This is a genomic window from Enterococcus sp. AZ197 (assembly GCF_050556405.1).
Classification (GTDB): domain Bacteria; phylum Bacillota; class Bacilli; order Lactobacillales; family Enterococcaceae; genus Enterococcus; species Enterococcus faecalis.
This window is the reverse complement of sequence record NZ_CP187873.1, coordinates 2131057-2157582: the sequence shown is the minus strand read 5'-3', so window position 1 is coordinate 2157582 and position 26526 is coordinate 2131057. Positions and strand designations below refer to the sequence as shown.

The window sequence follows — 26526 nt, the reverse complement described above, 5'->3', positions numbered from 1 at the left end:
ATGAAAGTGGCGATTGTTCATAACTCGGAAGAAAAATCGAAACAAGTCACAAAACAACTGACAACACTATTAGAGCAAAACCAAATTCAAATAGACAATCGTCAACCTGAACTTGTGATTTCAGTCGGCGGAGATGGTACGCTTCTTTCCGCTTTTCATCGATTTAATCATCTGTTAAACGAAGTAAGTTTCTTAGGTGTACATACCGGACACTTGGGTTTCTATACAGATTGGCGTGATTATGAATTAAAAGAACTAGTTGAGAGTTTGTGTATTCATCGTGAAAAAAGTACGAGTTATCCATTATTAGATGTGCGGATTCGGTTTAGAGATGGGAAACCAGATAAACATTTTTTAGCATTAAATGAATCAACAATTAAACGAGGAAACCGGACGATGGTGGGCGATGTGTTTATTAAAGACGAACTGTTTGAACGATTTCGTGGTGATGGGTTGTCGATTTCGACCCCAACCGGCTCTACTGCGTATAATAAAAGTATTGGTGGGGCTGTTTTGCATCCTAGCATTAATGCGTTTCAGTTAACCGAAATCGCCTCCTTAAACAATCGTGTCTTTCGAACATTGGGGTCACCGATTGTAATCGCACATACGGAGTGGCTGGAGATTAAATTACAGGAAAGTGATGATTATTTTGTCACGGTGGACCAATTAGATATTTATCAAGAAAATATCGCTTCTGTCTGCTATCGAATTGCAGACGAACGGATTCATTTTGCCTCTTATCGGCACATGCATTTTTGGCATCGAGTGAAAGATGCCTTTATTGGTGAGGATTAATTAAACGATGGAATTTCAATGGACATATGACAAAGAAACAACACAACAAGTGAAATATTTTTTAAAGGAACAAGGTGTTTCAAAAGGGTTATTAGCAAAGGTGAAATTTCAGGGTGGTAAAATTCAAGTGAATGGGACCGTTCAAAATGCCATCTATCCTTTACAAACTGGCGATGTCGTTAAAATGACGATTCCAGATGAAGCGGAACATGAGACATTATTAACAGATGATGAACCGATTGAAATTGTGTTTGAAGATGATCATTTTTTAGTAGTTAATAAGCCTGCTGGCATTGCCTCGATACCTGCTCAGTATCATCCTTCAGGAACGATGGCGAATCGTGTTAAGGGCTATTACAAGCGTCAAAATTACGTGAATCAAGTTATTCATGTCGTGACTCGTTTAGATCGAGATACTTCTGGGCTGATGTTATTTGCGAAACACGGCTTTGCTCATGCTTTAATTGACCAAGAATTACGAGAAAAAAAGGTGACAAAAATTTATTATGCCCTTGTTGGTGGAGCGATTGAGCAGTTAAGCGAGCATCAATTGATTGAAAAGCCAATTGGGCGCGACTTGTCCTCTTTATTAAAACGCCAAGTTATCGAAACAGGTCAATTTGCTAGTACAGAATATTGGCTCGCAAAAAGAGGAGCCCAAGCAGCAGCTGTGCGCATTCAGCTCCATACAGGACGAACACATCAAATTCGGGTACATTTTGAAGCAATTGGCTGTTCATTGTTAGGGGATGAGATGTATCATGGAAAGATGGATCAAGGAATTGAGCGGCAAGCGTTGCATTGCATGGAACTAATTTTTACTCATCCTTTTACCAAAGAAACGGTTCATCTGATTTCCCCACTAGCGGAGGATATGAAAAGTGTAGATGATACGTTATAATAATAAAGAGGCAGGAGGGGAAAGTGTAAGATGAATGAAGGCCAAGAAATGGAAGAGCAATTTGCCCTTCTTTTAGAAACGCTAAAAAATCAACAAATGAACGAATTTCGTGAGCTATTTTTAGCGTTACACATTTATGAACAAGGACAATTTTACCAATCGTTAGATGAAAAAGACCGACAACATTTATACAATTACCTATCTCCGAAAGAACTAGCGGATATGTTTGATGTTATCGAAGAAGATAATGAGAATATGAAAGATTATTTAGCTGAAATGCGCCCAAGTTATGCAGCCGATATGTTAGCTGAGATGTATACCGATAATGCGGTGGATTTACTAAATATGTTAGATAAGAGTCAAAAGGCGAAATATCTTAGTTTGTTAAGTAGTGAAGAAGCAGGCGAAATTAAAGAGTTACTTCATTACGAAGATGAAACTGCTGGGGCGATTATGACCACCGAATTTGTTTCGATTGTGGCGAATCAAACAGTGCGTTCTGCGATGTACGTCTTAAAGAATCAAGCGGACATGGCGGAAACAATCTATTACGTTTACGTAGTCGACCAAGAAAATCATTTAGTCGGCGTTATTTCGTTGCGGGATTTAATTGTTAATGATGATGATACCTTGATTGCTGATATTTTGAATGAACGGGTTATTTCAGTTCATGTTGGCGATGACCAAGAAGATGTCGCGCAAACAATTCGTGACTATGACTTCTTAGCTGTGCCAGTTACAGATTATGATGATCATTTGTTGGGGATTGTAACAGTTGATGATATTATTGATGTTATCGATGATGAAGCCGCTAGCGACTACTCTGGTTTAGCCGGGGTCGACGTTGAAGAAGTTAGTGAGAACCCTTTAAAAGCCGCTTCTAAACGATTACCTTGGTTAATTACGCTGCTGTTTTTAGGGATGTCTACGGCCTCGTTAATCAGTAATTATGAGTCGTTAGTTAGCGAAGCGAGTATTTTAGCCGTTTTTATTTCTTTAATTACCGGAACAGCCGGCAATGCCGGGACACAATCATTGGCGGTCGCGGTACGCCGTTTGGCTATGAAAGATGAAAAGGATAGTAATTTTGGTCGCTTAATCTTAAGTGAAGTGCTCACGGGACTAGTGACGGGGGCTGTGACAGGTTTAACCATTATGATTGTGGTTGGCGTGTGGCAACATAATCTTCCGCTTGGATTTGTGATTGGGATGGCAATGCTCTGTGCAATTACTGTGGCGAATTTAGCAGGGAGTTTAATCCCAATGTTAATGGATAAATTAGGGTTTGATCCCGCAGTTGCCAGTGGCCCGTTTATTACTACCTTAAGTGATTTAACCAGTGTATTAATTTATTTCAATATTGCCAGCATGTTTATGCGTTATTTTGTTTAAAAAATTGCACTTATTTATCATGAGACTGAGGTAAAAGGATTCGTTGGTTTGCTTGAAATCAAAAAAGTGAGATAGCCGTTAATACGACGGCTACCTCACTTTTTTAGATACAAGAAATTAAACAATTTTTGTGCCATGGACTTCTGTGACTTTTAAAGTGTCCATCACAGTTTGAACGTTTTCTGTGGAAATACCGCCACCTGGTAAAATAAGAATCCGTTGATCTGCGTAGACAATTAATTCTTTTAAATGATCAAAGTTGTCTTCGATAGGGGTACCAGCTGGCCCGCCATGAGTTAAAATACGCGTCACACCACGCTCAGCTAACCAGTCGATCGCCTTAAATTGATTTTCTTTCGACAAGGCATCAAAAGCCATATGGAAAGTGATTTGCAAGCCTTCAGCCGTTTCAATGAATAAGTCCAAAGCTTCTTCATCTAACCAACCGTCCTCAGTTAAACAGCCAATAACAATGCCGTCGGTTCCTAATTTCTTTGCTTCGATTAAATCGGTATGCATAATTTTTAATTCAATATCATTATAGACAAAATTGCCGCCACGAGGACGAATGATTGTCATCACTGGTACAGAATGTTCGCCAGCGTATGCTAAGACTTCTTCAATAACACCAGTACTTGGCGTCGTTCCACCCACGGCTAAGTTATCGCATAATTCGATGCGATTCGCACCTTTTTGAATGGCTTGGGGAATCTTAGTGAAATTTTCGGCACAGAATTCTTTAATCATTTCTTATCGCTCCTTGCTTTTTCTTCACAGGCATTGTACCATAATTCTGCTTACTACCATAGCCCTGAAAAAAAGAGTGCAACTTTTTATAAGAGAAAATGTTCATTTAATGAACGTAAGGAGTTTTAAATGTTAAAGAAAATTGAACGAGCACAACAATTATTGAAAAAAGAAGCAGCCGTTTTTCGCTGTCCAACTTGTCATGAACCAATGCATTTAGAAGGGGTTGGTCTGATTTGTCAACAGAGGCATCAATTTGATTTATCCAAGAAAGGCACGCTATACTTTCTAAATCATGGCGTTCAGACAGAATATAATAAAAAAATGTTTACTTCTCGAGGAAAAATGATTCAAAGTGGCATGTACGCGCCTGTTTTAAACAAAATTATGCACTATCTTCCTCAAAATAAAACAGTAGTCGATGTTGGTTGTGGTGAAGGGAGTTTTCTTGCTGAGTTAAGTCAAGCAGGCTTATCTGGACTGAAAATCGGGTTTGATTTATCAAAGGAAGGAATCTATTTAGCAAGTAATCAGCCAATTGATGCGTTTTGGTGTGTGGCGGATTTAACGAATTTGCCATTTGCGAATGAAGGGCTTGATACGATTTTAAATATTTTTTCCCCTTCACATTATCAAGAATTTCGGCGAGTACTAAAAGCTGACGGGACTGTGATTAAAATTATTCCTGAAGATAATTACTTAAAGGAATTACGAGCGGCTTTTTATCCCAATGACGAAAAGAAACAAAGTTATTCCAATCAAAAAGTAGTCCAACGTTTTGCCGAGGAATTAGCTGTGGAAGTAGATGAACGAATAACTTATTGCTTTGACATTCCCGAGGAAAGACGGTTGGATTTATTAGAAATGTCGCCATTAGAGTGGCAAGTTTCTCAAGAAGTTAAAGCCAAACTACAACAGCGACCATTGGAAAAAATCACGATTGACGTCCGCTTGTTAGTAGGTCGTAAAAGATAGACTTTTTTGTGAAGAAAATCCTAAAAAAGTCTTGCAATAAAGTGACATTGGTGTTATATTACTTACAAGTTGTTTTTTCATTGGTTTTTATCAGGGTCCTGTTCTGATAAAAGTTAGTGAAGAGACCTTCACTAACGTAACGACTCGCCGTGCTAGACACCGAGACGGTACGTTTTTTTTATTGGTTAGAATAGCTGCCGCCTGACATCATCGCGTCATGCGGTTTTTTTTGAAAATAAGTATTGTGGGCGCTATTTATTTTGAATTTATGCTAAAATGAACACGATTGATATTTGAGGAGCTGAAGATAGTTGACGAACCATATTGTTTTATTTGAACCACAAATTCCAGCAAATACTGGAAATATTGCACGGACATGTGCAGCGACGAATACACCGTTGCATTTAATTGAACCTTTAGGATTTTCAACAGATGATAAACACTTAAAACGTGCTGGATTAGATTATTGGAATGATGTAAATATTACGTATCATAAAGATTTGGCTGCCTTTTTAGCCCATGTGGCAGGCAAACACTTGCATTTAGTAACCAAATTTGCTCACCAAACATACAGCGAGGTCAATTATAATGATGGCGAGGACCATTATTTCCTTTTTGGAAAAGAAACAACGGGCTTACCAGAAACGTTTATGCGAGAAAACGAAGAAAAGTGTATCCGAATTCCTATGAATGATGAACATGTGCGCTCATTGAATCTTTCTAACACTGCCGCACTAATTGTTTATGAAGCCTTACGTCAGCAAAATTTTCCAAACCTAGAACTGACGCATCATTATGAAAATGATAAATTAGATTAAAAAAAGTTAAGACAGTAGCGCTTTTTTTCAAAAATGTCAGGAGAAAGTGGTTTTATTTTTACTGTTGCCCAATTTCCGAGCCTAGAACAAAAAATAATTTAGATTTTTGTTCTAGGCTTATTTTGCTTGGATTACTAGAAACTTCCATGGATATTTTCGCAGGGAAGTGATAAACTAGAAAGACATATGAAGAGATAAAGAAGTTTGGAGAAGTTACATGAAATTATATTTTACACGACATGGAAAAACTGAATGGAATCAACAGAAACGATTTCAAGGAATGACAGGAGATTCGCCGTTATTACCAACTAGTTATGATGAAATTAAACAATTAGGCCAATATTTACAAGATATTCCGTTTGAAAAAATTTATTCTAGTCCGCTATTACGTGCCAAAAATACTGCGCGGGGAATTCAACAAGAATTGAATCGTCCAGTTGAAATTGTTTATACAGATAGCTTAAAAGAATTAGGTTTAGGTAGTTTAGAAGGACAATATATTGAAGAAATGCGTAATTTTTATGGAGAAGAATTAGATCATTTAAGGCATCGTTTAGATTTGTATGATCCAACAATTTTTGATGGTGAACCAATCGAGCAAGCGATTCAACGGATTTCAGAAACAGTTGCTGAAGCGGCGAAGCAGCACGAAGGTCCAGTTCTATTTGTCGGACACGGAGCAGCCCTGACGGCGGCAATCCAAGCGATGGCTGGTAAACCATTATCAGAATTACGGACAATGGGCGGGCTGTTAAACAATAGCCTTTCAATCCTTGAAACCAAAGAGGCATCAAGGAACATGCCGTACGACTTAACGTTATGGAATGATACGTCTTTTTTAGCTAAAGAAAAAGCACAATAAGCGCACAACAGAAAGGAGGGCTTGTAGTGGTAACACTTTTTGGTGAGGACGAAGAAAAAGCCTTTATTGTTGGGACTGTACAAGCAATCTTTTTTGAAAATCCCAGTAATTTTTATAAAGTCGTTCTTGTAAATGTGACCGATACAAATACAGATTATTTAGAAAAAGAAATTGTAGTAACTGGAAGTTTTGGCCAAGTTCAAGAAGAGGAACCCTATCGTTTCTTTGGTCATTTTGTGGACCATCCTCGTTATGGCAGACAGTTTCAGGTGGATAGTTATCAGCAAGAAAGACCGACTTCGGCTAGTGGGGTGGTTAACTATTTATCAAGTGATAAATTTCCTGGCATTGGTAAACGAACAGCTGAAAAAATTGTTGAAGTATTAGGGGAAAGTGCGATTGACCGAATTATTGATGACCCGAGTGTTTTGGAAGAAGTTACTGTTTTAAATGAAAAAAAACGTCAAGTAATCGTCGAAACAATTCGCTTGAATCACGGGATGGAGCAAGTGATTGTGGGACTAAATCGATACGGCTTCGGTAGTCAGTTAGCTTTTTCAATTTATCAAACCTATCAAGAAGAAACCCTTTCTGTGATTCAAGAAAATCCTTATCAGTTAGTTGAAGATATTGAGGGAGTCGGATTTAAACGAGCGGACAATATTGCTGAACAAATCGGCATTCAGGCGGATTCTGCTGTTCGAATTCGAGCGGCGATTTTACATGAAGTGTTTGAACACTCTATTCGTTCAGGCAATACGTATGTTCAAGCAGATGTTTTGTTAGAAGAAGCGATTCGGACCTTGGAAGCAAGTCGCCCAGTGGAAATCTCACCTGATCAAGTGGCCAATGAAATCATTACGTTAGTCGAACATGGAAAAATCCAACAAGAAGAGACTAAACTTTTTGAGAACAGTCTCTATTTTTCTGAATGGGGCATTGGTACTTCGATTCAGCGTTTACTTTCTCGTAAAAAAGAAATTCATTATGAGGAAGAAGAAGTCCAAAAAAATATCCGAATGATTGAGAAACGTTTAAATATTCAGTATGGCGACTCGCAACAAGCAGCGATTGAAGAAGCGATTAAATCGCCGTTATTTATTTTAACTGGAGGGCCCGGAACAGGGAAAACAACTGTTATTAATGGGATTGTCTCGTTGTTTGCGGAACTAAATGGTCTTTCATTAGATCTCAAAGACTATACGCAGGAGATGTTTCCAATCTTGCTAGCGGCGCCAACTGGGCGAGCAGCGAAACGTATGAACGAAACGACAGGTTTACCTGCAAGTACCATCCATCGTTTGTTAGGCTTGACAGGTCGTGAAAAAAATCCGAGTTTAACCGCCAAAGAATTAGAAGGTGGTTTGCTAATTGTAGATGAAATGTCAATGGTGGATACTTGGTTAGCCAATACGTTATTAAAAGCTATTCCGACAAACATGCAAGTGATTTTTGTTGGTGATAAGGATCAGCTACCGTCTGTCGGTCCAGGTCAAGTCTTACATGACTTATTGCAAATTAACGAAATTCCCAAATGTGAGCTAAACGAAATTTATCGTCAAGGAGACGGTTCAAGTATTATTCCTCTTGCCCATGAAATTAAAGAAGGAAAGTTGCCTGCTGATTTTCAAAAAAATCAAAAGGATCGCTCGTTCTTTGCAAGTGATATTGGTCATATTGAAGAATACATTCGACAAATCGTCACAAAGGCAAAAGCAAAAGGGTTTACGCCACAAGATATCCAAGTTTTAGCGCCAATGTATCGTGGCGCAGCTGGCATTGATGCCTTGAATAAGATGATGCAAGAAATCTTCAATCCAAATGAGGGGAAGAAAAAAGAAGTCAAGTGGAATGACATCGTCTATCGGATCGGGGACAAAGTTTTGCAACTAGTCAATACGCCAGAATTAAATGTGTTCAATGGAGATATGGGAGAAATCGTCGGAATTACTTTAGCCAAAGACTCAGAGGACAAAGTGGACGAGTTGGTTTTACAGTTTGATAATAATGAAGTAACGTATAAAAGAAATGAATGGAATAAAATTACGCTATCGTATTGTTGTTCGATTCATAAAGCGCAAGGTAGTGAATTCCGCATGGTGTTACTGCCAATGGTTCATCAGTATAGCCGAATGCTGCAACGAAATTTGCTGTATACAGCAGTGACACGTAGTAAAGAATTATTAATTCTACTAGGTGAGGTTTCTGCTTTTGAAACATGTGTCAAAAACGAATCGGCTAGTCGCATGACGATGCTAAAAGAACGAATCGTGAACGCAGAACAAATGACCTTAACGACTAGAACTCAGTTAGAAGCCTATGAAGAAGGTTTAACGGCAGACCATCCATTTACTGAAAAGGAAACAAAAGCTGTCTCTTATGAAACTGAACAGCAATCAACGAAAGCCGATCAGATAAAAGAAACAGACGAGCAATTAGTTGACACAACGGTACAAGAAGTTTCACTATTTGCTGATGAAGGGGAAGAGTCAACCCCAGAAACAGCAAATAAAGCGACAAAAGTTGTCGAAGAATCATTATCAAAAGAACCACGACTAACAGTCGAAATTATTCAAACAAATGCTGTTGATCCAATGATTGGAATGAAGGATACGACGCCTTATCAATTTATGTGAGAAAAGGAAAGAGTGCCATAAGTCGTTTTGACTTATGGCACTCTTTTTCAACCTTAAGGGACTCAGTTAAAACCAAAACAAACGTTTTTGTGTGGTATAAACCATATCAATACTTCGTTTGCCTAAAATCTCGCCATCTGCGTGAATGGTTTGTGGAATCGTCGAAACAATTCGAATTTTGCTTGATTGAAAATGATGAAAATGCTTAGATTTCCCTTGTTTTTGACGAAGCAATAGGAAAATAAGCCACAAAATTTTAAAAATATTGATTCGTTCCACGACAACTAAATCCACGACTGCTTTGCGAGGATTGGCCGTCGGCATAATTGATACACCCCCGCCAAAATAAGGATGATTTGTGACCGTACATAGGAAAGCACGATTAAATGTGTATTGTTTACCATTCATTTCAACTAAAATTGGAAAGCCTTTTTGTTTAAAAAAGACATGAATGATTGAAGAAATATAGGAAAGCGAGCCAAGCTTAAATTTATTTAAGGCTTTTTTTGATGACGATTCGTTGGTTTTTTCCACGATTGCCGCATCTAACCCTAAGCCAACATTATTGGTGGCTAAGCCGATTTCTTCTTGGTTGGCTTCTACATAATGAATCGTTTGAATTTCTTTTGGTCGTCTGGTGCGCAGGATTTGATGCAATGCTTTATCAATATTTCTTGATAATCCCACCCCTCGTGCAAAATCATTTCCAGAGCCGCATGGAATATAGCTTAAAGGAATAGCTGAATCATATGGAAGTAATGAATTAATGACATTATGTAGTGTGCCATCGCCGCCTAGCACGACTAGGATTGGAAAAGTTGAAACGTCTAAGTCTTCAGACCAAGGAAGTAAAGTTGTTTCTGCAAGTTCCTTCGTCAATTCTTTTTCATGTCCAGCGTAATCAGTGTAAAGAGCCGTATATTTAAGTTCTTGTTGCTTGAGTTGTTGAATCACTTTTCTAGCGACTTTTCGGCCATTGCCGCTACTTGCCTGCTCGTTGATAATAAGATAGTAGTGAATGTTCATTGAGCTCCTCCTTTGAATCGCTATTGTCCATTATACCAGAGGGAGGAACTTCTGCGAATAAAGATTGCTTAAAAAAGTAAAAAATGACTAGAAAAAGGCACGAAATAATGCATGAGAGGTGAAAACTGCAAATAAGTGCAAAGTAAAACAGGGCTTTCATTGACTATTTTGACGTTCCATATTAGAATGTGAACTGTTGCAATTGTAACCAAGGTTCATCAACCATCCCTTGTAAAAAAACTCGGAGAAAGAAGGAAAAAGTATGCAAAATTCGTTTCAAGCCAATCGAAAGCTAAGAACAGTCTTAGCCAATGGTATCATTATGGGCTTATATATTGTCCTCTCTTTATTGGTTCGGCCAGTTTCTTCTGGTATGATTCAATTTAGAATTTCAGAAAGTTTGAATCACCTAGTCGTTTTCAATCGCAAATTGATGTGGGGTGTTTTAGGCGGCGTTATCTTTTTTAACTTATTTTTTGGTTTCGGTGTAATGGATGCTCTGTTTGGTGGAGCGCAAACATTATTTGCGTTGAGCTTAACAGCTTTTTTACAAAAAAAGGTACCAAGTATTCCTGTTAGAATGTGTCTAAATAGTCTATTTTTTACTGTAAGTATGTTTTTTATTGCCTTTATGCTAGTACCAAGTGGCGGTCAAGCATTTTGGACAACTTATGGTTGGTTAGCATTAAGTGAAGCGATTATTATGACGATTTCAGCACCAATCATGTATTTTATCAACAAGTCATTAAAATTTGAAACACGTATTTAATTGAAAAGATGTGGATAGAAATGATTCATCCTTTGAATGGCAGTGAAGAAAAGTGTCGTTGCTATTAGTGAGCTAAGTGATAGAATGAATTGTTTCTACCTCGTCTTTTTTACATAAAGAATAAGATCTACATTTTTTCTAAAAATTTTCATGTAAAACTTTACTAGTCTGTTGGAATACACTATGATAGTGTAAGATAAACGGACTATTGGAAAGTCACAGCAGAGGAGTTTGAACATGTACACATTTAAAATCGGTATTCCGGCAGAAGTACACGATACATTTGTTAAAAATCACCCATTATGTAATTTACTACAGTCATCTTCATGGGCAAAAGTCAAGGATAACTGGGGTTCTGAAATTGTTGGGGTTTATGAAAAGGATACATTAGTTGCATCAAGTTTAGTTTTAATCAAACCATTACCAGCCGGTTTTACGATGTTATATACACCAAGAGGTCCAGTAATGGACTATACAAATGAACGTTTGGTCAGCTACTTTATGGCTGAATTGAAAAAATTTGGCAAGAAAAAACGAGCTTTATTTATAAAAATGGATCCAGCGGTTCATTATCAAGATTTTCATTTGGGAGAAGAACACCAACCGCATGCTGAAGCGACATCTATTATTGAGACCTTGAAAGAAGCAGGTGCCAAATATCAAGGACTGACAATGGATATGGGGGCCACCATCCAGCCTCGCTTCCAAGCGAATATTTATCGTGAAGATTTTAGTGAGGAACAATTGTCAAAAAGTACCAAGAAAATGATTAAAACAGCTGAAAAAAAAGGGGTCGTTGTGCAGCAAGGGCATGTTGACTTTGTTGATGAATTTGAAAAAGTCATTCAATCAACCATGGAACGCCAACATATTTCTTTGCGGAATAGTGATTACTTTAAGAAGCTGTTGAACATTTACCCAGAAGACTCCTTTATTATGCTGGCGCAAGTCAATTTAAAGGAACGCTTAGATAGCACGCGACAACGCTATGACAAAAATCAAAAAGACTTGAGTAATTTGAAAGAAAATCAAGTGAAAAAGCGCCATAATTTAGAAGAATTAGATGCTTCCTTGACTCGGGAACTAAAAGAATTAGAAGAAAATATCGCAGAAGCTGGTGAAATCGTCACGGTTGCTGGCGCTTTGGCTGTGACATTTGGTCCAACAAGTGAAATCCTTTATGCTGGCTTAGATGATCGTTATAAACGCTACATGCCAACATATGTGACTTGGCGAGATGCCATTCAAGAATGTTTTAACCGTGGCTGCGAAAGCTGTAATATGGGCGGCTTAGAAGGTAGTTTAAATGATGGCTTAATTAAGTTTAAAGCGAACTTCAACCCAACGATTAATGAATTTATTGGGGAATTCGATTTACCGGTTAATAAATTATTATTTAAAGCCAGTGAATATGCCTATAAATTACGAAAACAAAAAAAATAAATAAAAAACACAGGGACTAAAAATCAAACTTGATTTTTAGTCCCTGTGTTTTTTTTCTATAGTTTTTGCGTTGCATTCCGTTTCATTAAGCGAAGCAAAACGCTAGCAATTGCTGAAGCAGCTACACCAGCAACAAGAGCTTCTGGCACACCAGAACTGAAAATCGTCGCAATAATAGCTAGGTAAACAGCAGTTCCAGCTTTACCAATAATTTCAGCATAAGCTGAATTAAAAAGAAAATAAATCATGTTCATGACTAAAATGGTATTCGTTGCTGAGCCTAAAACACCAGCCACAAATAAGGAGACAGGTTGCGCTTTTTCCTTCGTTAATTTATTTAGCCATTTGTAAGCGAAATAAGGAACGACCCCAATTAAAATCCGCGGAATGAGCACAATTAAAAGTGCCTTCCAACTACCATGATCGGTACCGATCACAGGAATAAATGGAGAAAAAACAAACGACAAAGGTGTTGGTGCTGTCGTATTTTTAATTAAGCTAATGATCCCAAACGTGCCGCCCAACATACTACCGATTTTTGGCCCTAAAACAATGGAACCAATAATTACAGGAATATGCATCGTGGTCGAATTTAAAGGACCTAATGTGATAAATCCTAGCGGGGTTAAAGCCAGTAAAAGTAAGATAGCTAAGAACATTGCTGTTAACGTAAATTTTTTCGTGTTATTCATAAATTACTCCTTGTTATCAGATGCTAAAATTTTCATCACTGTTTGAAGGATATCTTCAACAGTGGCAAGTGCGCCACGACCATAATCGCCACAAGCTAATAGAGCTTCACGTGGGATTATTTCTTGATAGCCGACTTCTTTTAAAATGCCAATATTTCGTTGGACAATGGGGTTTTGGTACATATACGTATTCATCGCGGGCGCAATAATTTTGGGTGTTTCAGGATAAAGTGCCAAAGCAACTGTTGATAATAAGTCGTCGGCAATCCCATGGGCTAATTTCCCAATTGTATTGGCCGAAGCAGGTGCTACTAAAAATAAATCCGCTTTTTTAGCTAATTCAATGTGATTAATTTTACTGGGATCAATTTCCATCATGACATCCGTATGCACTGGATTCTTAGAAAGTGATTGTAACGTCAGCGGAGTGATGAACGCTGTGCTGCTTTTAGTCATTAAAATTTCCACATTGTAGCCAAGCTTAGCTAGTTGACTTGTAATATCTGCTGCTTTATATGCAGAAATGCTGCCAGAGACGCCTAATAAAATAGTTTTCATTGTTGTTCTCTCCATTTCTTTTCAACATTTTTAACGATCATTGAACCAATCCCTTGTTTTGAACAAGCTTCTTGGACAATGCCCGTTTCGTTAATTAATAATCCTTCGTGTTCTGTTTCATGAACGTTCATCAAGTCATTGGCTAAGACAAAGTCACACCGATTTTTAACCAAAGCGGCTTGTGCAACCTGGACAAGTTCTTCTTGTGAAACGTCGACAAGTAATTTAAAGCCCACTAAAACAGTTTGGGGTTGCTTGTCACGAATCATTTGGATGACTTTAGGATTTTTCTTTAGAAAAATTAATAATCGGTCCGTATCAGATGAAATTTTTGTTGCTGTTTGAGGAATATCAGCAATCTGATTCAATGTGTTTTGAACGATAGTTACCAAGGCTTCTTTGGTCTTTGGCAATGTTTGTTCGCTTAATTGTTGAGCAAAAGAATCAATAAATTGTTCTTCCGTTTGCGCGGTTTCCGTCGTAAAATCACTGACTGCCATTGCGTGAACAATCGCATCAAATTGCTTTTCAGCAAAGAGTTGTTCTAACGTAGTGGCTAATTCAACCGTTGTTTCTATTTCTTTAATTAATAAGTCCAATTGTTGGGTTGGACGTAATGCATGTTTGGTTGTTACGTAGGTTACGGTGTGTCCAGCAGCTAAAAAACTTTCAGCAATTGCTTTTCCTAGTCCGCCAGAAGAATGATTGGTAATCGAACGAACATTATCAATCGGTTCTGACGTTCCACCAGCAGTAACTAAAACATCCATAATCAAAACGCCTCCTTAAGAAATTCGGACAATGGTCCGTCCAATATGTTGGCCTGCTTGTAATGCTTCAAAAACAGGGGGAAGTTCTTCTAAAGTAATCTCTTGATACACAGCTTTTTCAGTGATGTCTAAATCAGTGGCAAGACGTTGCCAAACTATTTTTCGTTTGTCCATACCAACATTAACCGAATCAATGCCCAATAAATGAACGCCCCGTAAAATAAAGGGTAAAACGGTTGTCTCTAATGTAATTCCAGCAGCGCGGCCACAAATGGCTGAACGGCCATCATAACGAAGTTGTGGTAAAACAGCAGAAGTAATTTCCCCACCAGTGGTATCAATTGCAAAAGCAAAACGCTGTTTCATTAATGCTTTAACAGGAGTTGCTAAGAAATCTTCTACTAATAAGCATTCACTAACACCTAACTCTTTTAAAAGCTCAAAAGAATCTGGCTTTCTAGTTAATGCAGTGATTGAAGTGTAGCCTAATTGATGCAACATCGCAATAGACAATGTCGCAACACCGCCTGTCGCACCAGTTACAATAATGGGGGCTTCTTTGTCGTCGCGTAAGCCATCGTCTTCTAAAGCTGTGACAGATAATCCGGCCGTAAAGCCAGCAGTTCCGAAAATCATTGCTTCTTTGAGACTCATTTTTTCAGGAAGTGGAACTACCCAATCGCCAGGAACACGCACATATTCAGAATAACCACCAGTATGACTAACCCCTAATTGATAGCCTGTTACGATCACTTTATCGCCTTCTTTGAAACGAGGATCTTCCGATGTGACAACAGTGCCACTGACATCAATTCCTGGAATCATTGGATAATTGCGAATCACACCGCCGTCTTTTTTTGAAGCTAAAGAGTCTTTAAAGTTAACTGAGGAGTAGGCTGCTTTGATTACTACAGTGCCTTCTGATAAATCGTCTAAAGTAATGGTTTCTAGTTGACCAATAACAGATGTATCTTGTTCTCTTAACGTAAATGCTTGAAATGAATTCATATAAAAACTCTCCTTCCAATTATGTAAAAAAGCAACTCGTCTTATTTTATCATATTCTGATTTTTTCGTATCATTTTTCTTCTTATAAACAGTAAGTTATACAGAAAAGAAAGATTGTGTGACAATTAGACTAGAAAAATAAAGAAAAATGGTTGAAATTTTTCAAAAAGTTCGTATACTAAAAAAGGTAAAACTAAACTGTAAGTTTAGTATTACAAAACTTTTGTTGAAAAGATTAGCTGAAAATAGAAACGAGGTGTGCCATGGAAATTGGTGAGAAGTTGAGAAATTTACGCATTCAGAAAAATTTAACACAAGAAGAATTAGGCGAAAGAACGGATTTATCCAAAGGCTATATTTCCCAATTGGAGCGGGATTTAAGCTCACCATCAATGGAAACATTTTTCTCAATTTTAGAAGTACTAGGCGTGACGCCAGAGCAGTTTTTTAGTCAGCAACCGCTTGAACAGAAAATTGTCTACAATGAAGAAGAAAGTACCCTCTATTATGATGAAGAACATGGCTATGAACTAAAATGGTTAATTCCAGCCTCAAATGAAAAAGAAATGGAACCTGTCATTATTACTTTTGATAAAAATGGCGAATACAAAACGTTTGAACCTTCTCTATCAGAAACATTTATTTATGTGATTGATGGCTCCATTCGTTTGACATTAGGGAAAGCCACGTATATTGCTAAAAAAGGTCAAACCATGTATTACCAAGCAACAGAACCTCACCAAATTAGCAACAATGGTCGAGGAAAAAGTCGTGCGTTAATTGTGGCGACAGAATCGTATTTATAAAGGACGAAATGGAGGAGTTTATCCAGTGAGAAACCATGTGATTTCATTTGAAAATGTTGTCAAACAATTTGACGATGAACCAGTATTAAAAAATGTCAGCTTTGAAATTGAAGAAGGAAAATTTTATACGTTATTAGGACCTTCAGGATGTGGTAAAACAACGATTTTGCGTATTATTGCGGGATTCAATGACGTGACTTCTGGCGATGTTTATTTTGATGGTAAAAGAATAAATGATGTACCTGCCAATAAACGCCAAGTCAATACCGTGTTTCAGGATTATGCTTTGTTTCCTCACATGAATGTTTTTGATAATGTTGCGTTTGGTTTAAAAATCAAAAAACTATCCAAAGCAGAAATTGAAAAAAAAGTGAAAGAGGCATTACGTTTGGTTCAATTACCCGGCTACGAAACACGTGAAATTAGTGAAATGTCTGGGGGCCAACGTCAGCGGGTCGCAATTGCACGAGCGATTGTCAATGAGCCAAAAGTATTGCTTTTAGATGAGCCGTTATCCGCTTTAGATTTGAAATTACGCACAGCGATGCAATATGAACTACGTGATTTACAACAACGTTTAGGAATTACTTTTATTTTTGTGACCCATGATCAAGAAGAAGCATTAGCGATGAGTGATGAAATTTTTGTCATGAATAAAGGTCATATCGTGCAAAGTGGCACACCAGTCGATATTTATGATGAACCGATTAATCACTTTGTTGCTGACTTTGTGGGGGAAAGTAATATTGTGGATGGCGTGATGCTGGAAGATAATTTAGTTTCATTTGTGGGCAAAAAGTTTGAATGTGTCGATGGCGGCATGCGGAAAAATGAACCTGTAGAAGTCGTTTTACGTCCAGAAGACTTAACGATTACCACGCTTGAAAAAGGCAAGCTAACTGTAACGGTGGACACGCAGTTATTCCGCGGCGTTCATTATGAAATTATTTGTTTTGATGAACAAGGAAACGAATGGATGGTGCATTCCACTCGAAAAGCCAAAGAAGGTGCTCAAGTAGGTCTCTCTTTTGAGCCAGAAGATATTCACGTGATGCGCTTCAATGAATCAGAAGAAGACTTTGATGCCCGTTTAGAAAGTTACGACGAGTAAACGAAAGGGGAAAATAAAATGAAAACAATGCGTCGAATTTATTCGATTCCCTATGTAATGTGGTTACTTTTATTCGTCATTGCGCCAGTGCTAATGATTATTTATCAATCATTTTTCGATATGAATGGCCAGTTTACTTTGGCGAATTACCAAACGTATTTTACATCAGGAACGTATTTAAGTATGACCATTAATTCGGTTTGGTATGCTTTTCTGATTACCATTTTTACGTTATTGGTAAGTTATCCTACGGCTTATTTTTTGACAAAGCTCAAGCATAAACAGTTATGGTTAATGCTCGTTATTTTACCAACGTGGGTGAATTTATTATTAAAAGCTTATGCCTTTATTGGGATTTTCAGTATTCATGGGAGTATCAATCAGTTTATGAGTTTTATGGGTTTGGGTACGCACCAAATTCTGTTTACAGATTTCAGTTTTTTATTTGTCGCAACGTATATTGAAATTCCATTTATGATTATGCCGATTTTTAATGCCTTAGAAGAGATGAATCCTTCATTGATTAGTGCTAGTCGGGACTTAGGAGCTAGCAGTGCGGAAACGTTCCGTCGTGTCATTTTTCCTCTCTCCCTAAACGGTGTGAAAAGTGGCGTTCAAGCTGTCTTTATTCCTTCGCTCTCGCTCTTTATGTTAACGCGTTTAATTGGCGGCAATCGGGTGATTACGTTGGGAACGGCGATTGAGGAACACTTCTTAGTAACGCAAAACTGGGGCATGGGTTCAACAATAGGTGTGATTTTAATTGTTGCCATGTTTATTGTGATGTTGCTGACGGGTGAGAAGAAGAAAGGGCGTGGCAAATAATGCAAAAGAAAAAGTTTAAATGGTCTTATGTGTATTTATTCGTTGTCTTTGCGCTACTGTACGCACCAATCTTTTATTTGATTTTTTATTCGTTTAACGACACGCAAACGATGAATCAGTTTACTGGTTTTACGTTAGATAATTATCGGAACGTTTTCGAAGACACACGCTTGTTAACCATTGTTCTGAATACGTTTTTGCTAGCTTTCTTATCGGCTTTAATAGCAACCATCATTGGAACATTTGGCGCGATGGGGATTTATTATACAAAACGTCGTAAAAACCGGAACACGTTGCTTAGCTTTAATAACATTTTACTCGTTTCACCAGATGTTATTATTGGAGCCAGTTTCTTAATTTTCTTCACGGCAGTAGGGTTTATCAGTTTAGGTTTTACAAGTGTGTTATTGTCGCATATTGCCTTTAGTATTCCAATTGTTGTTTTAATGGTTTTACCAAAACTACAAGAGATGAACGATTCTATGGTAGATGCGGCACGGGATTTAGGGGCCAATAATGTTCAAGTGATTAAAAATATTATTTTGCCTTTTTTAGCGCCAGGAATTATTGCTGGCTACTTTATGGCCTTTACTTATTCGTTGGACGATTTTGCCGTAACATTCTTTGTGACAGGCAATGGTTTTTCAACATTATCTGTTGAAATTTATTCACGAGCACGTCAGGGAATTAGTTTAGAAATCAATGCCTTAAGTGCGTTAGTATTCCTATTCTCAATGATTCTAGTTGTCGGTTATTACTTTATCAGTAAAGACAATACGCCAAAACGTTTAAAGAAAATGCGTCGGGAACAAAGTGAGGTGGCCAAGTTAAAATGAAAAAATTACAGTCACTTTTTATTGGAATTATCGCTATTATTGTCATCTTGTTTTTTGGCGTCCGCCAATTGGAGAAAGCAAGTGGCATGGCAGGAGCAGATACCTTGACCATTTACAATTGGGGGGACTATATAGATCCAGCCTTGATTAAGAAATTTGAAAAAGAAACAGGCTATAAAGTCAATTACGAAACCTTTGATTCTAATGAAGCTATGTATACAAAAATTCAGCAAGGTGGTACAGCCTATGATATTGCCATTCCTTCTGAATATATGATTCAAAAAATGATGAAAGCGAAGATGCTTTTACCACTTGATCACAGCAAATTAAAAGGCTTAGAAAACATTGATGCACGCTTTTTAGATCAATCCTTTGATCCCAAAAATAAGTTTTCCGTTCCGTACTTCTGGGGTACGTTGGGGATTATTTATAATGATAAATTTATTGACGGCCGTCAGATCCAACATTGGGATGATTTATGGCGCCCGGAATTAAAAAATAATGTCATGCTGATTGATGGCGCTCGCGAAGTGTTAGGATTATCTTTGAACAGTTTAGGCTATTCGTTAAACAGTAAAAACGACCAACAATTACGTCAGGCTACCGATAAGTTAAACCGATTAACGAACAATGTCAAAGCAATTGTTGCCGATGAAATCAAAATGTACATGGCTAATGAAGAAAGTGCAGTTGCTGTAACTTTCTCTGGTGAAGCTGCTGAAATGCTAGAAAACAATGAACATCTACATTATGTGATTCCCAGTGAAGGCTCTAATCTCTGGTTTGATAACATTGTGATGCCTAAGACAGCCAAAAATAAAGAGGGTGCCTATGCATTTATGAACTTTATGTTACGACCAGAAAATGCGGCACAAAATGCAGAATATATTGGTTATTCCACACCAAATAAAGAAGCTAAAAAACTATTACCAAAAGAAGTTGCCGAAGATAAACAATTTTATCCAGATGATGAAACTATCAAACATTTAGAAGTTTACCAAGACTTAGGTCAAGAATACTTAGGAATTTATAACGATCTGTTCTTGGAGTTTAAGATGTATCGGAAATAAAAAAAGTATCTTCGTAACTTTCGAATCGCCCCTAAAAGTTAGATTTTTAGTCTAACTTTTAGGGGCGGCTTTTATTCATACAAGCTTCTAATTGAGGCACAAAGAATCCTGTGCTACACTTTGTATAAAGCATAAAAGGAGCAAAGAAAATGAAGAGGAAAACAATCCGAATACTACTAATCAGTAGCGGGCTTATTTTAATCCTGCTGGTAGGTTACCGTTTGTATCTAGAATATCAAACAGATATTCAATTATTTTTGAATCCTAAAGCCAGTAAGACACAATTATTAGAGCGAATTCGTTCACATGGTTTTTCAGCAGCGCTATTGTTGGTTTTTTTGACCGCGATCATGTGTGCAGTACCAGGGATTCCGACCTCAGTAATTGGTGTGATTGCAGGATTGAGTTTTGGTCCCTTCAGCGGCACACTCATTAACGTTTTAGGGAATAGTATGGGAAATTTGGTTGCAATCTTTTTGATGCATCATATAAAATTTTTAGATAAAAAAACGGAGACCAATCATTGGGTCCAGTCCATTCGACGGATGAAGCATCCAAAAATTGGGATTATGGTGGGCTACATGATTCCAATTATTCCTTCTTCTGTGATTAATTTTGCTGCAGATACTATGCAGTTGCCATTAAAAAATTTAATAGCCGCTATATTCATTGGTGTAATTCCTTCCTCAATACTTTACGCATGTGGAGGCGAAGCGCTATTTCATGGATATAATAAAACGGCAGTATTGTTAATTGTGAGTGTTCTTTTGTTCGTTGGATTGGTGGTCATTATTGAGAAAGATAGAAAAAGATTTCAAAAAACTGTTCTTTAAGAACGGTTTTTTTGTGCATTTGAACAATAAATCCTGTTAAATTTACAATTTTAAAAAGAAAGGACTTTGATAGAATGAAAGCGTAAACAATTTAAGGAGCTGATTTTGAATGCCAGATATTACAATATCTTGGGTTGCTGCAATTTTAGGATTAGTTGTAGCGATAGTATTAATTTTGAAAAAATTTAATCCTGTGTATTCCTTGTTTTTTGGTGCAATTGTTGGTTGTCTTATTGGAGGCGCTTCCCTGTCAGATACAGTCGCTGTTCTATTAAACGGAACACAAAGTATTATGGGAACCGCAATCCGTGTCTTAGCAGCCGGCATGTTGGCGGGTGTGATGATGGAATCTGGTGCGGCAGAATCAATTGCCAACGCCATTGTACAAAAGCTTGGCGAGAAAAAAGCTATTTTATCTTTGGCATTATCCACAATGGTAATTACAGCAGTGGGCGTATTCATTCCTGTTGCAGTGTTGATTGTTGCCCCGATTGCTCTATCTGTTGGGAAAAGTACGGGTATCAGTAAGTTATCATTATTGATTGCCTTATCAGGTGGCGGCAAAGCGGGCAATATTATTTCGCCTAATCCAAATACTATTGCAGCGGCGAATGGCTTTGATTTACCTCTAAGTGACGTTATGATTGCTGGCTTTATTCCAGCCGTATTTGGCTTAATTACAGCTGTTGTTCTTGCAAATATCATGAGAAACAAAGGATCAATGGTCAAAGAAACAGATCTTGTAGAGGAACAAACAAAAGAATTATTACCTTTGAAAAAGGCGTTGATCGCGCCAGTGTTAGCGATTGTCTTATTATTACTTAATCCGATTGGCGCCGTTTTAAATATTTCTTTCATCAAAAGTTTGAATATTGATGCTCTGTATATTTTGCCGTTCGCCTCAGTTGTTGGGACAATTGCGATTGGGCAAACAAAACAACTGGCCTTTTATGCATCTTCTGGCTTGAAGAGAGTAACCGATACCGTTTTAATTTTAATTGGTGCAGGTGCAATTGCTGGATTAATTTCTGTTTCTGATTTATCAACACAAATTGTCCACTTAATTTCTGTTATGGGAATTTCTGGAACCTTCTTGGCACCGATTTCTGGTATTTTAATGGGCTTAGCAGTTGGTTCAACATCCACAGCGGTTATTTTAGCGACAGGTTCTTTTGGACCAGCGATTTTAGATATGGGCACATCTTCACTTTCAGCAGCAGTCATGGTGCATACTGGTGCAACTGTGATTGATAGTGTTCCTCAAGGCAATTATTTCCATATTACGGCACAAAGTATGAATATGACGATTAAAGAAAGAATTCGAGTGATTCCTTATGAAATGTGTGTCGGTGGGGTAATGACGATTGTTGCAACCATTTTATATGGCTTTATTTTAAACTAGTTGGAAAGTAGGCGCGAAAAGATGACGAAAAAATTTGTTTTGGCTCCAGACTCATTTAAAGAAAGTATGAGTGCAAAAGAAGCCTGTCTGGCAATGGAAAAAGGGATTTTAGCTGTATTTAAAGATGCAGACATTCAACATGTCCCGATGGCAGACGGCGGGGAAGGAACGGTGGATTCCTTAGTGGATGCAACAGGAGGTACAAGAGTACCAGTGCGCGTGGCAGGACCGCTTCCTGATCAAATCGTTGAAACCTATTACGGCTTATTAGGTGACCAAGAAACGGTGGTCATTGAAATGGCGAAAGCCAACGGAATTGAATTGGTTAAAGCAGCAGAACGCAATCCCTTGATCACTTCTACTTATGGTACAGGAGAGATGATTCAACATGCGCTCAATCATGGGGCAAAAAAAATCATTATCGGCATTGGTGGTAGCGTGACAAATGATGGGGGTGCAGGTATGATTCAGGCACTTGGTGCGCGTTTGTTAGACAAGGAAGGGCAAGAATTGACACGTGGCGGTGGTGCATTAGATAAACTGGCGCAGATCGATTTAACACAGTTTGATCAACGCATTTTTGCTACCGAAGTTCTAGTAGCAAGTGATGTGAATAACCCACTAACAGGGCCAACAGGGGCGTCTCATGTCTTTGGTCCGCAAAAAGGTGCGACAGAAGAAATGGTGGCTCAATTAGATAAAAACTTAGCCCATTATGCAGCGATCATCAAAAAAGAGATCGGCATTGATGTTGAGATGATGCCAGGCGCAGGAGCTGCTGGTGGTTTGGGTGCAGGGTTACTAGCATTCACAAAAGCTCAGTTACGCCCAGGAATTGATATTGTCGTAGAAGTGAATCAATTAGAAGAAAAAATAAAAGCCGCTGATTATGTCTTTACTGGTGAAGGCGGTATGGATTTTCAAACAAAATTCGGCAAAGCCCCTTATGGCGTCTCGCGTTTGGCCAAGAAGTATCAAAAACCGGTTTTCGCTTGTGCTGGCTATATCGGCAAAGATGTGGATGTCCTCTATGAAGAAGGGATGACGGCTATTTTTGGAATTTTGGCCAAAGCCGAACCATTGGAAGCAGCATTGAAAAATGGACCAGTTAATTTAGAAAGAACCGTTGAAAATATTGCTCGTACATTACAGCTGGTGCCTTGTGACTAAGAACTAACCATGGTATCATCAGTAATGAAAGCTGAAATAAAAATGTTCAGTCGTTGATCTGAAGAATTAAGCGTTTGGGACATAAGTCATTGCGGCTTATGTCCCAAACGCTACTCGCTTTTTAGAAAGTTGGCGATAGCAATGTTAAAATTAGACAAAATCCAAGCAAATAAAATTGTTGAAAAGTTGATGGCAGATATTCCTTATAACATCAATATTATGGATGAACGAGGAAAAATTATTGCGAGTGGAGATTCTGCTCGAATTGGGGAGCGCCATCGTGGTGCAGAAAGAGCCATCAATGAACGAAAAAATATTGAAATTTATAAAGATACTTCTTTAGAGAAAAAAGGCACCAATGAACCGATTATTTTGAATAATCACATTTTAGGTGTCGTAGGCATTTCAGGAGAACCAGACGAGGTGCGCAAATTTACCAAGCTTGTGCGCTCGATTGTTCTTTTACTGACAGAAGAATTAAATACACAACAAGAACGCGAAAAAAAGAAGAAACAAAAAAATCAGTTTATCCAGCACTTAATGCATGTTGATTCTGCTTACTCAGAAGCCTTAAAACTTGAAGCGTTGGAACTATATAACCTTCAATTAGATGACCAGAATCATTGTGTACTGACCAAGGACAAGCGCTTATTATCCAGTTATTATCCTGGACATGAAATATTTGAATGGGAAAATTGTTATCTGGTGATTACTTCTGAACCACCTCAGATAACAAAGCCAGTAACAGAATACCTTGTGATAAGTTCGGAAAAAGCCACGATTCAACAAATGGTCCAAGAGGCACAAAACACGTATTTACTTCTATCGTTTCTCCAATTAGAAATGGCTAAGTTTTACCAAGCAGAAGATTTTTTCATTCAAGGAATTTTTAATTTTCCTTTTCATATTGAATTGGATTTTTTTGAAACCATCCAGACGATTTATGATGAATACTATGAAACCGTTATTTTTTTCGCCAATCATAACTTAAACATCAATGAAACCTCACAAGTATTACATATCCATCGAAATACATTGAATTACCGTTTGAAACGAATTCATGAATTGACGGGGATGGATCCAAAAGTTTGGCAAGATTTTTGGAAATTGTTCTATTATTTTGCCTATTGCTTTAAAGAACGTTTTGAAAAGTAGTGAGGAGCAGGAATGCTTGTTTGTTAAGCAAGTGTCAGCATATTTTTCGCCAGAATCAAAAATATCTTTTATAATAATTGTAAGGAATCAAACGATTTAGATATCAATGAGGAGTGGTACCAGTGAAAAAAGCAGTTTTAATTGTTAACCCCAGTTCTGGTGGTGAAAAAGCCAAAGAATTTGAAACGTTAGCAGAAGAAAAATTAAAGCAGTTATTTGATGAAGTTGTAGTGAAACAAACAGAAAAAGGCGGCGATGCAGAACAATTTGCCCGTGAAGCTGCGGAAAGTCACTTCGACAGTGTTTTCGTAATGGGGGGAGATGGAACCGTTAATGAAGGAATTAGCGGGTTGGCAGAACAAGCTTACCGCCCAAAATTTGGCTTTTTTCCTTTAGGAACGGTGAACGATTTAGCGCGAGCCTTGAATTTACCGATGGACCCTGAAGAAGCGATTCAACAATTAGATTTAGAAAAAACCAGTGCTTTAGATGTGGGGAAAATCAATGACGACTACTTTATGAATGTCGTTGCGATTGGGACGATTCCAGAGTCAATTAACGACGTGGACGTTGAACAAAAAACGAAGTTAGGAAAACTCGCTTATTTTATTTCAGGTGCCAAACATTTAGCGAATGCTCAAACGTATCCTTTTCATTTAAGCTTGGATCAAAAAGAACAAACCATTGAAAGTAGTACCGTTTTAGTTGGCTTAACGAATTCAATCGGTGGGTTTGAAACATTATTACCAGAGGCCCAAGTGGATGATGGCAAACTTCATTTAGTTTATTTAAAAGATCAATCATTGTGGGATGCAGTAAAAGCAGTCCCAGATTTGTTAAAAGGAGTCGACCAGTCCACTGATAATTTAGTTTACCTAACCTTTAAAGAAGGAACAATCTCCTTAGAAAACCAAGAAGAATTAACCACTAATGTGGATGGTGATGAAGGAGCTGCTTTGCCAATTACGCTGGAAATTTTACCTAAACACTTGACGGCGTATTGCGGTGAAGAACAAACAAAATAGCTGATTTTTTGAGAAAAGCTAGAACATTTCTATTTGTTTAAAAAACAGATAAGTTCTGGCTTTTCAAATCATCTAAAAGAGAATCAATCAGGGGCTATGCTATACTTTGTTTCTACATATTGATAGATAAGGGAGTTAATGAGATGAGAAGAAAAAAACATAAAAACAAAAAGAAACAAGAACTTTTTGAAGAGATTGAAAAACAAGAATTAGCAGAACAAGAAACTAAGCAATTGAATGAAGAAATCGAAGACCCAGAATTTCGTTCTTTTTTTCAAGATGTCTTGAAAAAATTTCCACAAAAAACATCTACGGCCATAATGAATGCTTTCGCAACTTCTAAAGGTAAAGCAGAACAATTAGTGACGAACAGTCAAACACAACTCGACAAAGTATTTGATGAATTTTTGGCTGGTGTTTCACCTGACGTGAAAAAGAAAAGTCATCAAACGATTCATTTTGCTGCATTGTCAGCAGCAATTATTGGGTTTTCACCAATTCCATTTTCGGATGCTTTTTTACTGGTACCTGTTCAATTAACTATGATGTCACGGCTGCATAAAATTTTTGGTCAGTCTTGGTCTGAAAGCTTAGGGAAAAGTTTAACCAAAGAATTAGTAGTGGTTAGTTTAGGTAAGAGCGCAGTCGGAAATATTCTAAAAGTGATTCCTGTTGTCGGAACTGTGACTGGTGGCATGGTCAATGCTTCAGTTGCAGTAGCAATTACGGAAGCGCTTGGCTGGGTTACCGTCAAAATGTTAAACGATGGTGTTGATATCTTTGATGATGTGATGTCTTTCAAAGGACAATTTTCAACATTATTTAAAGCCATCCAAAATGCTAAAAAGAAATAATCGCTGTATTGATTAACTAGGGTGAGACACATTTAAACTTTTTT

At 37.8% G+C, this 26526-nt stretch carries 26 protein-coding genes; 20 read left to right on the top strand and 6 right to left on the bottom strand.

What is annotated here, in order from left to right; all coding sequences use genetic code 11:
* From IGK82_RS10330 to mgtE, 3 genes are read left to right on the top strand one after another with little or no spacing between them, the layout of a single operon-like run.
* On the top strand, positions 1–798 hold the full coding sequence (locus IGK82_RS10330; RefSeq protein WP_002356486.1) for an NAD kinase: 798 nt from the start codon (positions 1–3) through the stop codon (positions 796–798).
* 7 nt (positions 799–805) lie between these two features.
* The gene (locus tag IGK82_RS10325) at positions 806–1699 is read left to right on the top strand and encodes an RluA family pseudouridine synthase (RefSeq protein ID WP_002356487.1); all 894 of its coding nucleotides are present in this window, start codon (positions 806–808) and stop codon (positions 1697–1699) included.
* A gap of 30 nt (positions 1700–1729) precedes the next feature.
* Complete coding sequence (gene mgtE / locus IGK82_RS10320; protein ID WP_002362548.1) at positions 1730–3091, top strand: magnesium transporter; 1362 nt, start codon at positions 1730–1732, stop codon at positions 3089–3091.
* Positions 3092–3208: 117 nt separating this feature from the next.
* Here mgtE and cutC read toward each other — a convergent pair whose 3' ends face one another.
* Positions 3209–3838 (bottom strand): copper homeostasis protein CutC, encoded by a 630-nt coding sequence (cutC, locus tag IGK82_RS10315; protein WP_002356490.1) that lies wholly within the window; start codon positions 3836–3838, stop codon positions 3209–3211.
* Between the two features lie 129 nt (positions 3839–3967).
* Here cutC and IGK82_RS10310 point away from each other — a divergent pair, with 129 nt between their 5' ends.
* The 4 genes from IGK82_RS10310 to recD2 all read left to right on the top strand — a co-directional run bounded on the left by IGK82_RS10310 (position 3968) and on the right by recD2 (position 9129).
* Complete coding sequence (locus tag IGK82_RS10310; protein ID WP_016622210.1) at positions 3968–4813, top strand: methyltransferase domain-containing protein; 846 nt, start codon at positions 3968–3970, stop codon at positions 4811–4813.
* A 311-nt stretch (positions 4814–5124) separates the two neighbouring features.
* Positions 5125–5631, top strand: coding sequence for a tRNA (uridine(34)/cytosine(34)/5-carboxymethylaminomethyluridine(34)-2'-O)-methyltransferase TrmL (gene trmL / locus IGK82_RS10305; protein WP_002356493.1), 507 nt, complete (start codon positions 5125–5127; stop codon positions 5629–5631).
* A 217-nt stretch (positions 5632–5848) separates the two neighbouring features.
* Positions 5849–6493: a histidine phosphatase family protein gene (locus tag IGK82_RS10300; RefSeq protein WP_010709856.1), complete on the top strand. Its 645-nt coding sequence runs from the start codon at positions 5849–5851 to the stop codon at positions 6491–6493.
* A 26-nt stretch (positions 6494–6519) separates the two neighbouring features.
* On the top strand, positions 6520–9129 hold the full coding sequence (gene recD2, locus IGK82_RS10295) for an SF1B family DNA helicase RecD2 (protein WP_010709855.1): 2610 nt from the start codon (positions 6520–6522) through the stop codon (positions 9127–9129).
* 66 nt (positions 9130–9195) lie between these two features.
* Here the strand turns inward: recD2 and IGK82_RS10290 are convergent, their stop codons facing one another.
* Positions 9196–10155: a diacylglycerol/lipid kinase family protein gene (locus IGK82_RS10290; protein WP_002356498.1), complete on the bottom strand. Its 960-nt coding sequence runs from the start codon at positions 10153–10155 to the stop codon at positions 9196–9198.
* Positions 10156–10417: 262 nt separating this feature from the next.
* Here IGK82_RS10290 and IGK82_RS10285 point away from each other — a divergent pair, with 262 nt between their 5' ends.
* Positions 10418–10924 carry a QueT transporter family protein gene (locus tag IGK82_RS10285; protein ID WP_002356499.1) on the top strand — a complete coding sequence of 169 codons (507 nt, stop codon included), beginning with the start codon at positions 10418–10420 and terminating at the stop codon, positions 10922–10924.
* Positions 10925–11161: 237 nt separating this feature from the next.
* On the top strand, positions 11162–12367 hold the full coding sequence (locus IGK82_RS10280) for an aminoacyltransferase (protein ID WP_002387163.1): 1206 nt from the start codon (positions 11162–11164) through the stop codon (positions 12365–12367).
* Between the two features lie 56 nt (positions 12368–12423).
* On the opposite strand, the gene IGK82_RS10275 is transcribed toward IGK82_RS10280, so the two are convergent.
* From IGK82_RS10275 to IGK82_RS10260, 4 genes are read right to left on the bottom strand one after another with little or no spacing between them, the layout of a single operon-like run.
* Positions 12424–13059, bottom strand: a complete 636-nt coding sequence (locus IGK82_RS10275; RefSeq protein WP_002356501.1) for an ECF transporter S component — start codon at positions 13057–13059, stop codon at positions 12424–12426.
* 3 nt (positions 13060–13062) lie between these two features.
* Positions 13063–13617, bottom strand: a complete 555-nt coding sequence (gene coaC, locus IGK82_RS10270; protein ID WP_002359573.1) for a phosphopantothenoylcysteine decarboxylase — start codon at positions 13615–13617, stop codon at positions 13063–13065.
* Entirely contained in the window at positions 13614–14387 is a 774-nt protein-coding gene (gene coaB / locus IGK82_RS10265) for a phosphopantothenate--cysteine ligase (RefSeq protein ID WP_010709854.1), read from the bottom strand. Before coaB ends, coaC begins: the two co-directional genes overlap by 4 nt.
* Before the next feature lie 15 nt (positions 14388–14402).
* Positions 14403–15395: a YhdH/YhfP family quinone oxidoreductase gene (locus tag IGK82_RS10260; protein WP_002356506.1), complete on the bottom strand. Its 993-nt coding sequence runs from the start codon at positions 15393–15395 to the stop codon at positions 14403–14405.
* 263 nt (positions 15396–15658) lie between these two features.
* Between IGK82_RS10260 and IGK82_RS10255 the strand changes: the two genes are divergently transcribed.
* The 11 genes from IGK82_RS10255 (at position 15659) to IGK82_RS10205 (ending at position 26482) form a co-directional block, all read left to right on the top strand.
* Positions 15659–16201: a helix-turn-helix domain-containing protein gene (locus IGK82_RS10255; RefSeq protein WP_430605089.1), complete on the top strand. Its 543-nt coding sequence runs from the start codon at positions 15659–15661 to the stop codon at positions 16199–16201.
* A 25-nt stretch (positions 16202–16226) separates the two neighbouring features.
* Entirely contained in the window at positions 16227–17312 is a 1086-nt protein-coding gene (locus tag IGK82_RS10250; RefSeq protein WP_002356508.1) for an ABC transporter ATP-binding protein, read from the top strand.
* An 18-nt stretch (positions 17313–17330) separates the two neighbouring features.
* On the top strand, positions 17331–18137 hold the full coding sequence (locus IGK82_RS10245) for an ABC transporter permease (protein ID WP_002356510.1): 807 nt from the start codon (positions 17331–17333) through the stop codon (positions 18135–18137).
* Entirely contained in the window at positions 18137–18973 is an 837-nt protein-coding gene (locus IGK82_RS10240) for an ABC transporter permease (protein WP_002356512.1), read from the top strand. Before IGK82_RS10245 ends, IGK82_RS10240 begins: the two co-directional genes overlap by 1 nt.
* Positions 18970–20043 carry an ABC transporter substrate-binding protein gene (locus tag IGK82_RS10235; protein ID WP_002376560.1) on the top strand — a complete coding sequence of 358 codons (1074 nt, stop codon included), beginning with the start codon at positions 18970–18972 and terminating at the stop codon, positions 20041–20043. Before IGK82_RS10240 ends, IGK82_RS10235 begins: the two co-directional genes overlap by 4 nt.
* A 149-nt stretch (positions 20044–20192) precedes the next feature.
* Entirely contained in the window at positions 20193–20876 is a 684-nt protein-coding gene (locus IGK82_RS10230) for a TVP38/TMEM64 family protein (RefSeq protein WP_002362276.1), read from the top strand.
* A gap of 109 nt (positions 20877–20985) precedes the next feature.
* The gene (locus IGK82_RS10225) at positions 20986–22278 is read left to right on the top strand and encodes a GntP family permease (protein WP_002379729.1); all 1293 of its coding nucleotides are present in this window, start codon (positions 20986–20988) and stop codon (positions 22276–22278) included.
* Between the two features lie 21 nt (positions 22279–22299).
* A complete protein-coding gene (locus IGK82_RS10220; RefSeq protein ID WP_002367172.1) occupies positions 22300–23448 on the top strand; it encodes a glycerate kinase in 1149 nt (382 codons plus the stop codon).
* A 141-nt stretch (positions 23449–23589) separates the two neighbouring features.
* The gene (locus IGK82_RS10215) at positions 23590–24603 is read left to right on the top strand and encodes a CdaR family transcriptional regulator (RefSeq protein WP_016622323.1); all 1014 of its coding nucleotides are present in this window, start codon (positions 23590–23592) and stop codon (positions 24601–24603) included.
* Positions 24604–24725: 122 nt separating this feature from the next.
* Complete coding sequence (locus IGK82_RS10210) at positions 24726–25628, top strand: diacylglycerol/lipid kinase family protein (RefSeq protein WP_002356519.1); 903 nt, start codon at positions 24726–24728, stop codon at positions 25626–25628.
* 119 nt (positions 25629–25747) lie between these two features.
* Positions 25748–26482 carry a YcjF family protein gene (locus tag IGK82_RS10205; protein ID WP_002384134.1) on the top strand — a complete coding sequence of 245 codons (735 nt, stop codon included), beginning with the start codon at positions 25748–25750 and terminating at the stop codon, positions 26480–26482.
* Positions 26483–26526: the final 44 nt, after the last annotated feature.

Bases quoted from the DNA above. Each gene is read 5' to 3' on its own strand.
- mgtE (WP_002362548.1), top strand. From the start codon at position 1,730: ATGAATGAAGGCCAAGAAATGGAAGAGCAATTTGCCCTTCTTTTAGAA.
- IGK82_RS10215 (WP_016622323.1), top strand. From the start codon at position 23,590: ATGTTAAAATTAGACAAAATCCAAGCAAATAAAATTGTTGAAAAGTTG.
- IGK82_RS10325 (WP_002356487.1), top strand. From the start codon at position 806: ATGGAATTTCAATGGACATATGACAAAGAAACAACACAACAAGTGAAA.
- IGK82_RS10275 (WP_002356501.1), bottom strand. From the start codon at position 13,059: ATGAATAACACGAAAAAATTTACGTTAACAGCAATGTTCTTAGCTATC.
- cutC (WP_002356490.1), bottom strand. From the start codon at position 3,838: ATGATTAAAGAATTCTGTGCCGAAAATTTCACTAAGATTCCCCAAGCC.
- IGK82_RS10290 (WP_002356498.1), bottom strand. From the start codon at position 10,155: ATGAACATTCACTACTATCTTATTATCAACGAGCAGGCAAGTAGCGGC.
- coaB (WP_010709854.1), bottom strand. From the start codon at position 14,387: ATGGATGTTTTAGTTACTGCTGGTGGAACGTCAGAACCGATTGATAAT.
- IGK82_RS10310 (WP_016622210.1), top strand. From the start codon at position 3,968: ATGTTAAAGAAAATTGAACGAGCACAACAATTATTGAAAAAAGAAGCA.
- IGK82_RS10260 (WP_002356506.1), bottom strand. From the start codon at position 15,395: ATGAATTCATTTCAAGCATTTACGTTAAGAGAACAAGATACATCTGTT.
- IGK82_RS10330 (WP_002356486.1), top strand. From the start codon at position 1: ATGAAAGTGGCGATTGTTCATAACTCGGAAGAAAAATCGAAACAAGTC.
- IGK82_RS10230 (WP_002362276.1), top strand. From the start codon at position 20,193: ATGAAGAGGAAAACAATCCGAATACTACTAATCAGTAGCGGGCTTATT.
- IGK82_RS10235 (WP_002376560.1), top strand. From the start codon at position 18,970: ATGAAAAAATTACAGTCACTTTTTATTGGAATTATCGCTATTATTGTC.
- IGK82_RS10245 (WP_002356510.1), top strand. From the start codon at position 17,331: ATGAAAACAATGCGTCGAATTTATTCGATTCCCTATGTAATGTGGTTA.
- IGK82_RS10240 (WP_002356512.1), top strand. From the start codon at position 18,137: ATGCAAAAGAAAAAGTTTAAATGGTCTTATGTGTATTTATTCGTTGTC.
- IGK82_RS10300 (WP_010709856.1), top strand. From the start codon at position 5,849: ATGAAATTATATTTTACACGACATGGAAAAACTGAATGGAATCAACAG.
- IGK82_RS10225 (WP_002379729.1), top strand. From the start codon at position 20,986: ATGCCAGATATTACAATATCTTGGGTTGCTGCAATTTTAGGATTAGTT.
- coaC (WP_002359573.1), bottom strand. From the start codon at position 13,617: ATGAAAACTATTTTATTAGGCGTCTCTGGCAGCATTTCTGCATATAAA.
- IGK82_RS10280 (WP_002387163.1), top strand. From the start codon at position 11,162: ATGTACACATTTAAAATCGGTATTCCGGCAGAAGTACACGATACATTT.
- IGK82_RS10285 (WP_002356499.1), top strand. From the start codon at position 10,418: ATGCAAAATTCGTTTCAAGCCAATCGAAAGCTAAGAACAGTCTTAGCC.
- IGK82_RS10255 (WP_430605089.1), top strand. From the start codon at position 15,659: ATGGAAATTGGTGAGAAGTTGAGAAATTTACGCATTCAGAAAAATTTA.
- IGK82_RS10220 (WP_002367172.1), top strand. From the start codon at position 22,300: ATGACGAAAAAATTTGTTTTGGCTCCAGACTCATTTAAAGAAAGTATG.